Genomic DNA, 12,814 nt, shown 5'->3' on the forward strand with positions numbered 1-12,814 from the left:
AATGAATAGCGAAACAAGTCTCTGACATGCCAGCCCTGTGTACCCAAGCGCTTGCCGCGATGCCTGGCCTGAGGTGTCGGGCACGCGCTTTGCGGCGTCGCACACGGGGTTTCACCCTGATCGAACTGATCATGGTCATCGTCATCCTGGGTGTGCTGGCCGTTTTTGCTGCGCCGCGTATGTTCAACAGTTCTGATTTTTATGCGCGGGGGTTTCAGGACGAGACGCGCGCCCTGCTGCGCTACGCGCAAAAGACGGCCATTGCGCAGCGACGTGCGGTGTGTGTCACCGTGGCTGCCACGGGCATCGACTTGAAGATCGCCACCGACAACCCGGCGACCAACTGTGCTGGCACGCTGACTTTGCCGAACCAACCCAAGGCTGGCAGCGGGCTGTCTGCATCGGTTTCACCCTTCAAGTTTGTCCCCTTGGGCAGCACAGATCAGTCGGCGGACGTGACGCTGACCTTTGCTGACGGCACGGCAATCGTCATTGACAAAGACACTGGTTATGTCAAGTAACCGGCCCCGCCAAACCGGCTTCACGCTGATCGAGCTGATCATCTTTATTGTGGTGGTGAGCGCGGGGCTGGCGGGCATTTTGTCGGTGATGAACACCACTGTCAAATCCAGCGCCGACCCGATGGTGCGCAAGCAGGCCATTGCCATTGCTGAGTCATTGCTGGAAGAAATTTTGCTCAAGGACTATTGCGACCCCGACACCGTGACTGCGGGCACCCCGCCAACCTGCGGCACCTATACCGTAGAAGCCTCGCGCAGCCTGTATGACGATGTGAAAGACTACGCCGGCTACAGCACCACCAGCGGCATCGTCGACTTGGTGGGTGATGCCATCCCGGGTTTGGCGCTGTACAACATCGCGGGTGTCACCGTGGGTGACAGCACCGACCTGACCGGGGTGGCGGCCAAAAAAATCACCGTCTCGGTCAGTGGGCCGGCTGGCACCATCAGCCTCAGCGGCTACCGGGCCAACTATTAGATGACCATCTTGATGACATAATTCACGCTGAAATGGTCATATAAAAAGGAGCCTCCTTATGCGCAGTGTTTCTGTTGCCGATGCCAAGGCGCATCTTTCAGAGTTGCTCTCATTGGTTGAGGCCGGGCAGGCGCTGACCATCTCGCGGCGCGGACGCCCGGTTGCGAGGCTGGTGCCCGAGCCGAAGGCGGTCACGCGTGAACCGTTCGATTTTGCAGCGCTTGCGGCATTTGTTGACGCGCAACCCGCCGCAGCAGGCAACAGCGTGGCGGCCATGCGCGCGCAAGACAGCTATTGATGGCCGCCTACTTCGACACCTCGGTGTTGGTGCCGCTGTTCTTCCATGAAGCCGGCACGCCAGCGGCGCGTCTTGAAATGCAACAGACTAATTCGCCTTGGGTCAGCCACTGGACTTTGGCCGAGTTTTCCAGCGCTGTGGCATTCAAGTTGCGCTGTGCGCAGGTTGATGCAGCCACTGCTTCAACGGTCAGGCGTTTGTTTGCTGAGTTGGTGGCCTCGCGCTTGACGGTGGTCGATGTGCTGCGTGAAGACTTTGCCAATGCGGCCGTCTTGTGCGAAGCCACGCCTGCGCCCGGACTGCGCACAACCGATGCGTTGCACCTGGCCGTCGCACAACGGCTGGGCTTGGCGCTGGTCAGTTTTGACCAGGCGCTCACGCAAGCGGCTCGGCAGCAAGGCTTGGCTTGCCGGGGCAGTGATTGACCGTGAACACCATGCACTACCCGTCCCAGCGCGGCTTCACGCTGATTGAGTTGGTGATGGTCATTGTTCTGATGGGCGTGATTGGTGGCATGGTGTCAGTCTTCATGAAAAGCCCCATCGACGCCTACTTTGACAGCGCCCGGCGCGCCGGTTTGACCGATGTGGCCGACACCGTGTTGCGGCGCATGGGGCGCGACATCCGCAAAGCGCTGCCCAACAGCATCCGCATCGCGGACAGCCAGTGTGTGGAGTTCATCCCGACCAAGACGGGTGCACGTTACCGCTCTGATCCTGGCGGTGCTGGCGATGTTTTGGATTTTTCACAGAGCGACGGCAGTTTCAACATGCTGGGCAACAACCCAGCCGCGCCCGCCGACCAGCAGATCGGCGCTGGCGACCTGATCGCGATCTACAACCTGGGCATCAGCGGCGCTGACGCGTTTGCGGGTGACAACACCGCCGCTGTTAGCTCAGCCAGCCCCGGCGCGGGCTCGCCGCCCGAGAGTCTGATCACCTTCAGTGCGGCAAAGAAATTTCCGCTGGAGTCGCCCACCAAGCGTTTTTATGTGATCACCGCCACCGAAAAAGTCGTGCGCTACCTGTGCATCGACGCCACCGGCACCAACGCGCAGGGCCACGGCAACGGCACGTTGTACCGTCAGGTACTCAGCCTGCCCTTGGCTGAGAGCACCACTTGCCCTGCGAGCGTGACCGGCGCAGCGGTTATGGCCACCAATGTGAGCGCCTGCAATTTCAACTACAGCGGCTCAGACCTGCAGCGCAACGCGTTGATCAGCATCAAGCTGCAAATCACAGAGAAGAATGAAACGGTGAGCCTGCAGCACCAAGTGCATGTGAGCAATGTGCCATGAGCCAGCCAGGGTTTTTGCGGTGTAAAGTGCATTGCAAAGCCACGCAGAGGTTGGTCTGCGGCAAGCCTCTTTAAAAGGATCAATCATGAGAATGCGCCAACAAGCAGAACATTACACGGTTGACGACTACCGGCAGTGGAAAGGTGAGTGGGAGCTGATTGACGGCGTGGCCTATGCCATGGCACCGTTGTCGGCGTTTGCGCACCAATCCGTGGCGATGCAAATCGCGCTTCAACTCGGCCAGGCTCTGGAAGACTGCCCCCACTGTCAAGCCTTGTATGAGATGGATGTCGAATTTGCGCAAGATATTGTGGTGCGCCCGGATGTGCTGGTGATTTGTTATCAGCCGCAAAACGACCGTCTGACGCGCGCGCCAGACCTGATTTTCGAGATCGTCTCAGGCCAGGATGCCCGCGCGGCCCGGCGTGACGAAGTGATCAAGTTCCAGCTTTACCGCGACGAGGGTGTGGCGCATTTTGTGCTGGTCTATCCTGCGGCGCGCAAAGCCAAGGTGTATCGGCTGATCGATGGCGACTACCGCAAGGTGGCTGATTTCAGCGATGAACGGCACCGTTTTGACCTGTCCAAATGCAGCATCGACTTTGATTTTTCGCGCCTGTGGCGGCGCAAAGGCAGTGCCGCCGAGCTTGCAAGTAGCTTATGACGCAGGGGTCGCACACCGCTGGCCAGCAAGGTTTTGCTGCGATTGCTGCTATTTTTTTGGTCGTGATTCTGGCGGCGCTGGGTGCTTTTATGGTGACGTTTTCCAACACCCAGCAACTGACTTCAGCGCAGGATGTGCTGGGCACGCGGGCCTACTGGGCAGCGCGGGCAGGTGTGGAGTGGGCAGTAGGTGCTGTCAGTGCCGTGGCGAGCCCGGCCAGTTTGAGCGCATCGACTTGCAGCACGACGCCGCCTTTAAGCATTGCCGGATTTACAGTGGCCGTTACCTGCAGTGTCGCCAACTATTCCGAGGGGGCTGACAGCCGGTATATGGTTCAGATGCGGGCAGTTGCGTCCAGCCAAGGGGCAGTGGGGTCAGTGGGCTATGTTGAGCGCAGTGTCTCCGCGTCAATGGAGCGGTAAGTCTTGGCAACAAATTTTCATTGATGAAATAGTGCTCTAGCCCTTATGAATAGGTGCTTTACAGCTATGTTTAATAGAGTAAAAGGATGTTGTTTTGAATAAGTTGCACAACATTTTTTACGCCCTTTTTTTTGCAGGCGTGATCGCGGCACTGGCGCTGTTGCCGGTTGGGCAGGCACACGCGGCCAACGTCTACACGCTTCCCGGGAACTTGCCTACGGGTTGCACCGAGACTTCCCCAATCCTTTACACCTGCTCCAGCTTGTCGTTGAACTGGGCCGACAGCATCAAGGTGACCAACGCCAATACCAGGCTGACCATCACAGGTGCCTTGGATTTTGGGGGGGGTAACGACATCAATTTCAGCAGTCTAGCCAGCGGGTTTTTGATTCAGGCCAATACCGTTAGTGGCACCAATGTCGTTAGCGTCAAGGGCGACATCATTGCTACCAGTACCCTGACCTTGAGCAGCAATACAAACAACATTACCGGCAATATCAGTGCGGGAGGCAATACCAGTTTGGGTGGCAGCATCACTGGCGCCGTGATGACGACAGGGGGCGCCGTCAACTTGGCTAGCGGCACCAGCGTGACAGGCAATGTCACCAGTACCGGTGGCGCTGTCACGATCAATCCTTCAGGTGTGACGGTTGGCGGCGATGTGACGGCATCGGGCGCAGTCAGCTTGGGTAGCGGCACCAGCGTGACGGGCAATGTGACCAGCGCCGGTGGTGATGTCACGCTTGCAGATTCCGATGTTGGTGTTGGGATGTGCATCAAGGCACCCAGCAGCAAAGCCATCAATTTGGGCTGGAATGCATCCGCTGGCGGCGTGTGTTGCTCCAATGGCTCAGTTTGCTCAAACACTTGTGTGGCGAACAACAGCGGCAAATCAATGCCAGGCCTTTGCACCGTCACAACGCTGATTGCCCAGTACCGCATGGAAGAAGCCGCCTGGACCGGCACCACCGGCGAGCTCAAAGACTCTGCCGGCTACACCGGTGGCCCCTTTAACGGGCAGGCCATTGGTAGCCCGTTTGCAACGCCCGCCAGTGCCAACCCTGCAAGGGCAAGCAACCCGGGCACCTGCGGTTACGCCACCATGTCGGGCGGTGCCTTTGATATCCCTAACCTGCCAGTGGTCACGACCCCGGGTGCCAAGACCAGCGTTGCTTTCTGGATGTATTGGGATGGCACCAACGGCGTCATGCCGATGGGTTGGGGGCGGCACGATCTCTTGCTTACTGGCGGTTTTTTTGGCTTCAATACCAGCAACGGTGATGTGTATGGCAGTTCGTCATCTGCGTTGAAGAACGGGTGGCATCATGTGGTGGCCATCTTCACCAACGGCAGTGTTACCACCAATAAACTTTACATTGACGGGGTAGACCAAACTCTCAGTCAACGCAACTCCTTCGATCCGAACAATGTCTTTGCCGTAGTGTCTTCTACGCTACGTATTGGTGGCTGGACGCATGACAACGACTACCGCTTCAAAAGCGCGATTGATGAACTGTCAGTATTTAACGGGGCGCTTTCTGCCTCTGAAGTAACTGCCTTGTTTGCGCAAACGCATGCCTGTCCGTCTTCCCAAACTTGCCTCACCGACAACTTTGCCACTGGCACCCTCGACACATCGCTTTGGAATGTGTACGGTGTTGGCTATACGCCGCAGGTGGTGACCTCTCCCACCGTCACCAGCAACCGCCTGCGCCTGACTGACAACTCAGGCGGACGCGCAACTTTTGCCCAACTCAAAAAATGGTTTCCCGGGGCCAATAACAAAGTGGTTGTGGAGTTTGATTTTTTTGGCTGGGGTGGCAGCGGGGCCGACGGCATTGCTATGGTGCTGTCGGATGCCAGCGCGTCACCCGCGCCTGGCGGTTTTGGCGGGTCACTGGGCTACGCCAACCGCTCTGGGAGCGATGGTTTTGGCGGGGGCTGGCTGGGCATTGGGCTTGATGAGTTCGGTAACTTCCCCAATTCAACTGAGGGGCGCCGTGGCTACCCGCTGGGGTATGCGTTGCCGGCTGGGTCCAAGGCCGCAGGCTTTGCAGCCAACTCCATTGCGGTACGCGGCAGCGGCACCGGTCAGAGCGCGGGCTACGCACTGCTGGCCAATTCGGGCGCCTTGTCACCTGCGATCAAAACCGGCACCAGCGCCACCGACAGCACCACCAAACACCGCTACCGCATCACCGTTGACCATTCCAACAGCATCAATGCTTATGTCTCGGTGGAGCGCGACGCCACCGGCACCGGCAGCAGTTACACCACTGTGATTCCGGCGTTTGACATCAAGGTTGCAGCGGCAGGGCAGGCGACCGTTCCGGCTAACTTTTTGTTGTCGTTTACCGGCTCCACCGGCGGCTCTACCAACAACCATGAAATTTCAAATGTTCGGGTGTGTGCTACCAGCATGAACGCTGTGGGTGGCAGTGCGCCAGCCGCCAACTTTGAATGCATGGATGACTACCTGTCGCAGGCCAGCTACGTCAACCGCCAGACCACTGCGTCAGGGCGCAACCCCATTTACACCAAGCTGGCCCGTACCGCATTCAAGCTGCGGATGGTGCCGCTGGCCAGTGATGGTGCCATCAAACCCGATTACATCGCAGCCGGTGGTAGCTCGAAAAGCGTGACGGTCGAACTTTTTGACAACAACAGCACGCCAGCGCCCGCCTGCTCTGCCTATTCAGCTAGCAATTTAGTAGCAACGCAGTCCGCGACGCTGGCCAGCGGGGTGGCCTATTTGACCGGTAACTTCACCGTCAACAAGGCCTACCCCAAGGTGATGTGTCGGGTGACCGACAGCAACGGCGCAAGCCCGGTGTATGGCTGCTCGTCCGACTCTTTTGCCGTGCGGCCCGGCGCGGTGACGCTGTCCACCACGCCGACAATGGCTGCGCCCCCTTCGGCCAGCTCGGCTTCGCCCATCAAGGCGGGTAGCAACTTCACCCTGCGCGCCACCACTTCCACCAACAGCAGCGATGCCTATGCCGGCACGCTCGGCCAGACTACGGGTGCCTTGACAGCCCAAACCACTGCCCAAGACACTTCCCAGGTTAGCGGTGGGGTGATTGGCACGCTCACACCAGCTAGTTTGGTGAGCAATGCAGTAGCGGTAAACGCCACCTACAGCGAGGTAGGCTACCTGTATCTGGCAGCAGGGGCTTACCAAGATAGCAGCTACACCGCTGTCGATGGAGCGTCCGACTGTGTGTCTGGCAGCACCAGCGTAACCCTCAGCGGCGGCAAGTATGGCTGTGTGATCGGTACCACAGCGCAGGTGTCGTTGGGGCGCTTTATTCCTGATCATTTTGATGTCGCGGTGGCTTCCAACGGTGCCATGCAGGCCGCCTGCACCTCCGGCAACTTCACCTATACCGGACAAGCCATGGTCTACACCAGCCCGCCCAGCCTGACCATCAAGCCAATGAATGCTGCCAGTGCTGGCAGCGTGACGCAGAACTACCAGGGTGTGTTCCAAAAGCTCGGTGCTGCCAACGTGCTGCTGACACCGCCCAGCTTCGATGGCAGTCAACTGGGTGCGGATGGCAGCACACTCGCCGGGTTGGTCAGTGTGCTGGGTACGGGAGGGCTGATCAACAGCAGTGGCACCATGACCTACACCCTGAAGTCAGACGATGCATTCACCTACACCCGTAACCCTAACGCACTGGTGGCACCGTATACCAGCGCTATTTGGTTACCACTGGCCAGTGTGATAGACAGCGACACAGTCAATGCCCCTGGCAGCCTGCCGACGCTGAAACCCACAGGCGTCAACCTGCGCTTTGGACGCCTGCGCTTGGAAAACGCTTTTGGTTCTGAAAAATTACCCCTGGCGGTGCCACTGCAGGCGCAGCACTGGGCAGGCAGCTATTTCGTCACTAATGGTCTGGACAGTTGCACAGTGCTGAGTGTTCCGGCCGCACAAACCTTGGGGGCCGGTGCTAAACCAGCCGGTGCCGAAGGCTTGTACTTTTACCCGGAGGTTACCGGAAAAAATCAGCTGCTGAGCAGCGACACCGTGCCGACCCTGACCAGCCCCCTGGTGGCTGGCAAGTCCAAGCTGTCCTTCACTGCGCCGCAAAAGACGGGATGGTTAGATGTGATTTTGCAGGTGCGACCATATTTGCTGGGCAACTGGGGCAACTGCAATGGCCAAACCGGCGCGGCCGGGCTCTTTGACGATTTGCCCTGCGCACGCGCAGCCTTCGGTATTTATGGGTCAAAATCCCCCATCATTTATCGCCGCGAAAACTACTGAACTCGGTTCTCTAAACACTTTTGGCCTTTAGCCCTTGATTAGCTTGCGTGAATAGCTATTAAAATTAGAGCAATAAGCACTTTCTTCACAACCTTTCCATGCGGATCATTTTGTTTCTTTTTCAGCCATTTTCCAGAGACTGCGTTTGATCATGCGTTGGCCTTGGCAACCTCCGTCTTCCACGAACCAATGGGTACTTTCGTGGGCGGGTGATGCGCTGGCGTATGTGCATGCCAGGCCGCTGGGTGACGGCGGTTTTGAGGTTCTGGCCATGGGGGTGGAGCAGCAGGCAACGGATGACGCGGGCTCGTTCAGACAGCGCTTGCAAGCCTTGGGACTCAAGGGCGTTGACACCACCATCATGCTGCGTTCGGAGCAGTACCAGTTGCTGCAAATTGATACACCGAATGTTCCTGTGCAAGAGTTGCGCGCCGCAGCGCGTTACCAGGTGCGTGAGATGCTGCAAACGCACGTGGATGATGTCACCATCGACGTGATGCATGTGGGTGATGATCAGCAAAAAGGTGCTGGCGCCAAGCATTCGTTTGTGGTGGCGGCAACCAACGCTGTGGTCAAGGTTGCGCTGGATTTTGTGGCGTCGCTGGACTGCCGCGTCTCGGTCATCGACATTCAGGAAACTGCCCAGCGCAATCTGCAAACCGCGCTGGCTCAGCGCGACGGTGTGCCTGAGCGCGCTAGCGCTGCCCTGGTGCTGACCGAGGGGCCGCAGGCGCTACTGACCATCAGCGCCAATGAGGAGTTGTTTTACACCCGCCGTTTTGATGTGCCCGAAGGTTTTCTGAGCGGCACCTGGGGGCAAGAAGTGGCTGTGGATGCGCCCATTGATGGGTTCACGCCAGTGCAAGAGTACGTGCCTTCCTACGGTGTGGGCGACATCACCCTGGACGACGACTTTCTCAGCGCGACCCCGGCGCCTGCCCCAGCTTATGCTGCCGACCAGGTTGATGACGACCGTGCGCAACGAATGGTGCTGGAGGTGCAGCGCTCACTGGACGTGTGGGACCGCACTTGGTCGAGCCTGCCTTTGGCCGGGTTGCAGGTGTTTGCCGGTGAGCGCAGTGCCGAGTTGGCCACCTGGCTGACCCGGCAATTGGGCCAAGTGGTGGTGCCGCTGGACGTGAAACCCGTTTTTGCCGGATTAGACGCCGTCAGTGCCTCTGATCTGGCCCAGTGTCTGCCGCTGTTGGGTGTTTTGCTGCGCACCGAGCATTCGGTGCTGTAGCCAGGTCAAACCCGTTTTATTGTCACCATGGCGCAACAAGTCAACCTTTGCCTCCCGATTCTGCGCAAGCAGCCCAAGCGTTTTGGCGCCCAGTCACTGGCGTTGGCGCTGGCCGTGATCTTGGTGTTGGGTGCGGCGCTGGCAGCAGCCTGGGTGTGGAATTTGAACAAGGCCTCAGACAGCCTGCAAGCCACGCTGGCGGCGCAATCCATAGAGATGGATAGCTTGCGCGCTGCGCTGGAGCGCGCCCAGGCCAGCGCCAACCCTGGCGAGTCAGCAGTGCAGCAAGAGCTCAGGCAGCGTCGGCTTGAGTTGCAGCAGCGCCAAAGTATTCTTGAGGCGTTGAGCCAAGGCTTGTTTGAACCCGGCCGCGGGCACTCGGCGCGTTTGCAACTGGTGGCACAAACAATTCCCCCGGTGGCCTGGCTAACCCACATCCGAACCGACGATCAGTTGTTGGAACTTGGCGGCTACACGCTGGAGCCTGCGGCGTTGAACGACTGGGTCGGCAAGCTTGCCATCAGCCCTTTGCTGCAGGGGCAGAGCTTGACCACCGCCAAAGTAGAAGGCGTCAAGCCACCCACTTCGCTGGTGCCAGGCTCCCCTGGGGTTGCCCAGCCTGCAGCCGTCAAAGTGGTTGCGGGCTCGGTTGCAGCGCCTACGTCGATGTGGTCATTCAGTTTGCTGAGCAAGGTGGCAGCCGCTGCCTATGCCAAGACAGGAGGTCAGCCATGAAAGCGCAGTGGCTGGCGCAAATGGCGCGCATCGACAACCTGAGCCTGCGCGAGCGCGCTTTTCTGTTTTTGTCGATTTTGGTGTGCTGCTTGGCTTTGGCTGACACCCTTTGGCTGTCACCCGCGCAAACCGCGCACCGGCAACTGCTGCAGCGCATGGACAAGCAAAGCGCCGAGCTGCAGCGCTTGCGTGACACGCTGCGCACTAGCGTGCAGCCCAACGATGCTGATCAGGCGGCGTTGGCTGAACTGCAAGCCATACAAACGCAGATCGGGCAGGTCAACCAGGCGGTGCGTGAGCGTTTGCCGGATGCGGCTGGCTCGGCACCACTGGCTCAGGCGTTGCAGCAGCTGTTGCGTCGTTACCAGGGCCTGACTCTGGTCCGCACCTCTGCCGTGCCGCCAGAGGTGGCCGGGCCGGGCAACAGCAACGGCACTGCTAGCCTGCCCGCTGGGCTAACGCGCCAAGGCGTCACCATGACCGTAGCGGGTGCTTACCCGGATTTGATGCGCTATGTGGCCACGCTGGAGTCTGGCATGCCCCAGGTGCGCTGGGGTGTCATGACTTTGTCGTCAGAGCAGGGCCTGCCTGAGCTGACGTTGCAACTGTTTTTGCTCGGAGAAGTGCGGCCATGACCTTGATCCCAAGCCAGTTGCTGCGCCGGTTTGCTGGTCGTTGCCTTCTGTGGTCAGCCCTGTGCTTTGGCATTGCCACAAGCACTTTTGCACAGCCCCTGCGCGACCCCACGGTCGCTCCAGCTGCCGCTGGTATGGTCGGCTCAGGTGGGCCGCAGCGCGAGGAAATCCTCAAGACGGGCAGTATTTCGGTCTTGAAGCGCGAGGGGGCAAACTATTTGATGATCGGCACCCGTTTGTATGGGGTGGGTCAGCGCATTGGGCAGGTGCGCATTGAGCGCATCACCGAGACCGAAATCTGGTTACGCGAGGGCGGGCAGCTGCAAAAAATCAAGGTGTACAGCGGTGTGCAGCGGCATGCTGGCGTACCACCACCGACTTCAAAGAAACCCGCTGTTGCCCCACTGACGGTGCGCCCAGCCCAAATTAAGCCGTGAGATCTGACCTATGAAACCTGAAGAACTCGCCATGTCAAAGTGTTTGTTGGATATCCAGCGTTCTAGGCTGAACGTGCCCTGGGGCCGCAGTTCTGTGCTGGCGTGTGCGGTGCTGATGTTAGGCGGCTGCGCTATTGACCGACCGCTGCGCACGCCCAGTGTCAGCGAGGCCATTCGCGCTGAGGTGCCCATGCCTGCTGTTGCAGTTGCTGCAGCATCGACACCTGTGCCTGCTGGCATTGCCGATGCGCTGGCAGAGCCTGCGCCGCCCCGGGTGGCGCTGCCGCCCGAGCCGCGCATTGATCTGTTGGTCAACAATGCACCGGCCCGCGAGGTCTTCCTGGCCATGGTGGCTGATACCCGCTACAGCATGTTGATGCACCCCGACGTGGCAGGCACGCTGTCCGTCACGCTGCGCGGTGTCACGGTGGCTGAGGCGCTGGAGGCCATTCGCGATGTGTATGGCTATGACTACAAGATGGAGGGCAGGCGCATCACCGTTTTTGCGCCTACGCTGCAGACGCGTATTTTCACCATCAACTACCCCAATTCACAGCGCAACGGCAACAGCGATTTGCGCGTGTCTTCGGGCAGCAATGGGCAGTCAGCAACTTCAAGTACGACAACCAGCGCCACCAGCGCTGTGCCAACTCAGACTGAAAGCAGCCGCGTTTCAACCTCTTCAAAAACGGATTACTGGTCTGAATTGACCGGCGCAATCAAAGGTTTGATCGGCAGTGGGGAAGGGCGCAGCGTGGTCACCAGCCCGCAGGCGGGCATCATGGCGGTGCGGGGTATGCCAGAAGAATTGCGACAAGTCGCCAAGTTTCTGAAGGCGGCACAGATTTCAGTTGAGCGCCAGGTGATGCTGGAGGCCAAAATTGTCCAGGTGGAGTTGCGTGACGGCTACCAAAGCGGCATTGACTGGTCGGCGCTCAAAAGTCGTGGCTCTTATGTGAGTGGCATGGGTGTGCTGAGCGCAAGCGCCAGCAACAATTTGATCAACGGCAACCCGGCCAATCTGCCCAATTTTGTCGCAGGGACCGCGGCGGTGCTGGCCGACACGGTGGCTTTGCCTGCAGCGGGGGCGGGCTTGTTTGGCCTGGCATTTGCCAACGAGGGCTTTCAGGCGGTTCTGGGCTTCCTGGAAACCCGAGGCGATGTGCAAATTCTCTCCAGTCCGCGCATCGCCACGCTGAACAACCAAAAAGCGGTGCTCAAAGTTGGAACCGATGAATTTTTTGTCACGGGCGTGAAAGGCGGATCCACCAATGCTGGAACCACCGCCACGAGTTCCACGACAACTTTGCCGGACATCACCCTGACACCGTTTTTCTCTGGCATTTCGCTGGACGTGACGCCGCAAATCGATGATGGCAGCACCATCACCTTGCACGTTCACCCGTCAGTGACCACGGTGACGGAAAAGACGCGACAGGTGAACCTGGGGGATCTGGGTAACTACCAATTTCCGCTGGCATCCAGCAATGTGAACGAGTCGGACACGCTGGTGCGCATCCAGGACGGCAAAATAGTGGCCATCGGCGGGTTGATGCAAATTGAGTCCAACCTGACCTCATCGGGGCTGCCTGGCTCCAGCGACACCATTTTTTCGTCCCTTCTGGGCAATAAGGCCAACATCGGGCGTAAGAAAGAAGTGGTGGTGCTGATCAAGCCCACCATCATCCGTAGCCAGCAGGACTGGGACGAGCAGAGCCGCCGTAGCCGCGCCGCGCTGGACGATATGGATGCCGCGCGTGCCCGCGTGATCCGTATTGACGGCCAGGTACTTGAACGCCCGGTGCAGTGAC

The 12,814-nt window shown here is 59.1% G+C and carries 13 protein-coding genes; all 13 read left to right on the forward strand.

Annotation, left to right across the window (positions count from 1 at the left end; all coding sequences use genetic code 11):
- Positions 1–89: 89 nt before the first annotated feature.
- The 13 genes from BLL52_RS21760 to BLL52_RS11880 all read left to right on the forward strand — a co-directional run bounded on the left by BLL52_RS21760 (position 90) and on the right by BLL52_RS11880 (position 12,813).
- Positions 90–521 (forward strand): type II secretion system protein, encoded by a 432-nt coding sequence (locus tag BLL52_RS21760; protein WP_158025690.1) that lies wholly within the window; start codon positions 90–92, stop codon positions 519–521.
- On the forward strand, positions 511–999 hold the full coding sequence (locus tag BLL52_RS11825) for a type IV pilus modification PilV family protein (RefSeq protein WP_075586825.1): 489 nt from the start codon (positions 511–513) through the stop codon (positions 997–999). Before BLL52_RS21760 ends, BLL52_RS11825 begins: the two co-directional genes overlap by 11 nt.
- A gap of 58 nt (positions 1,000–1,057) precedes the next feature.
- On the forward strand, positions 1,058–1,297 hold the full coding sequence (locus BLL52_RS11830; protein ID WP_075586826.1) for a type II toxin-antitoxin system Phd/YefM family antitoxin: 240 nt from the start codon (positions 1,058–1,060) through the stop codon (positions 1,295–1,297).
- Positions 1,297–1,722: a type II toxin-antitoxin system VapC family toxin gene (locus BLL52_RS11835; protein ID WP_075586827.1), complete on the forward strand. Its 426-nt coding sequence runs from the start codon at positions 1,297–1,299 to the stop codon at positions 1,720–1,722. The genes BLL52_RS11830 and BLL52_RS11835 overlap by 1 nt, the downstream gene beginning before the upstream one ends.
- An 11-nt stretch (positions 1,723–1,733) precedes the next feature.
- Positions 1,734–2,594: a PulJ/GspJ family protein gene (locus BLL52_RS11840; RefSeq protein WP_139313375.1), complete on the forward strand. Its 861-nt coding sequence runs from the start codon at positions 1,734–1,736 to the stop codon at positions 2,592–2,594.
- Positions 2,595–2,679: 85 nt separating this feature from the next.
- Entirely contained in the window at positions 2,680–3,258 is a 579-nt protein-coding gene (locus BLL52_RS11845) for a Uma2 family endonuclease (RefSeq protein ID WP_075586829.1), read from the forward strand.
- Positions 3,255–3,680 (forward strand): hypothetical protein, encoded by a 426-nt coding sequence (locus BLL52_RS11850; RefSeq protein WP_075586830.1) that lies wholly within the window; start codon positions 3,255–3,257, stop codon positions 3,678–3,680. The genes BLL52_RS11845 and BLL52_RS11850 overlap by 4 nt, the downstream gene beginning before the upstream one ends.
- Positions 3,681–3,774: 94 nt before the next feature.
- Positions 3,775–7,953 carry a DUF6701 domain-containing protein gene (locus BLL52_RS11855; RefSeq protein ID WP_075586831.1) on the forward strand — a complete coding sequence of 1,393 codons (4,179 nt, stop codon included), beginning with the start codon at positions 3,775–3,777 and terminating at the stop codon, positions 7,951–7,953.
- Between the two features lie 151 nt (positions 7,954–8,104).
- On the forward strand, positions 8,105–9,196 hold the full coding sequence (locus tag BLL52_RS11860) for a hypothetical protein (protein ID WP_206744492.1): 1,092 nt from the start codon (positions 8,105–8,107) through the stop codon (positions 9,194–9,196).
- A 27-nt stretch (positions 9,197–9,223) separates the two neighbouring features.
- Positions 9,224–9,931, forward strand: a complete 708-nt coding sequence (locus tag BLL52_RS11865; protein ID WP_075586833.1) for a PilN domain-containing protein — start codon at positions 9,224–9,226, stop codon at positions 9,929–9,931.
- A complete protein-coding gene (locus tag BLL52_RS11870; RefSeq protein ID WP_075586834.1) occupies positions 9,928–10,566 on the forward strand; it encodes a hypothetical protein in 639 nt (212 codons plus the stop codon). Before BLL52_RS11865 ends, BLL52_RS11870 begins: the two co-directional genes overlap by 4 nt.
- Positions 10,563–11,003 (forward strand): hypothetical protein, encoded by a 441-nt coding sequence (locus tag BLL52_RS11875; RefSeq protein ID WP_075586835.1) that lies wholly within the window; start codon positions 10,563–10,565, stop codon positions 11,001–11,003. Before BLL52_RS11870 ends, BLL52_RS11875 begins: the two co-directional genes overlap by 4 nt.
- A 10-nt stretch (positions 11,004–11,013) precedes the next feature.
- Positions 11,014–12,813: a secretin N-terminal domain-containing protein gene (locus BLL52_RS11880; RefSeq protein ID WP_198930625.1), complete on the forward strand. Its 1,800-nt coding sequence runs from the start codon at positions 11,014–11,016 to the stop codon at positions 12,811–12,813.
- Position 12,814 lies beyond the last annotated feature (1 nt).

Source organism: Rhodoferax antarcticus ANT.BR (assembly GCF_001938565.1).
Lineage (GTDB): Bacteria > Pseudomonadota > Gammaproteobacteria > Burkholderiales > Burkholderiaceae_C > Rhodoferax > Rhodoferax antarcticus.

Excerpts from the sequence above, each read along its gene's own strand:
- BLL52_RS11830 (WP_075586826.1), top strand. The coding sequence starts at position 1,058 with ATGCGCAGTGTTTCTGTTGCCGATGCCAAGGCGCATCTTTCAGAGTTG.
- BLL52_RS11865 (WP_075586833.1), top strand. The coding sequence starts at position 9,224 with ATGGCGCAACAAGTCAACCTTTGCCTCCCGATTCTGCGCAAGCAGCCC.
- BLL52_RS11835 (WP_075586827.1), top strand. The coding sequence starts at position 1,297 with ATGGCCGCCTACTTCGACACCTCGGTGTTGGTGCCGCTGTTCTTCCAT.
- BLL52_RS11825 (WP_075586825.1), top strand. The coding sequence starts at position 511 with ATGTCAAGTAACCGGCCCCGCCAAACCGGCTTCACGCTGATCGAGCTG.
- BLL52_RS11880 (WP_198930625.1), top strand. The coding sequence starts at position 11,014 with ATGAAACCTGAAGAACTCGCCATGTCAAAGTGTTTGTTGGATATCCAG.
- BLL52_RS11875 (WP_075586835.1), top strand. The coding sequence starts at position 10,563 with ATGACCTTGATCCCAAGCCAGTTGCTGCGCCGGTTTGCTGGTCGTTGC.
- BLL52_RS11870 (WP_075586834.1), top strand. The coding sequence starts at position 9,928 with ATGAAAGCGCAGTGGCTGGCGCAAATGGCGCGCATCGACAACCTGAGC.
- BLL52_RS11860 (WP_206744492.1), top strand. The coding sequence starts at position 8,105 with ATGCGTTGGCCTTGGCAACCTCCGTCTTCCACGAACCAATGGGTACTT.
- BLL52_RS11850 (WP_075586830.1), top strand. The coding sequence starts at position 3,255 with ATGACGCAGGGGTCGCACACCGCTGGCCAGCAAGGTTTTGCTGCGATT.
- BLL52_RS11845 (WP_075586829.1), top strand. The coding sequence starts at position 2,680 with ATGAGAATGCGCCAACAAGCAGAACATTACACGGTTGACGACTACCGG.
- BLL52_RS11840 (WP_139313375.1), top strand. The coding sequence starts at position 1,734 with ATGCACTACCCGTCCCAGCGCGGCTTCACGCTGATTGAGTTGGTGATG.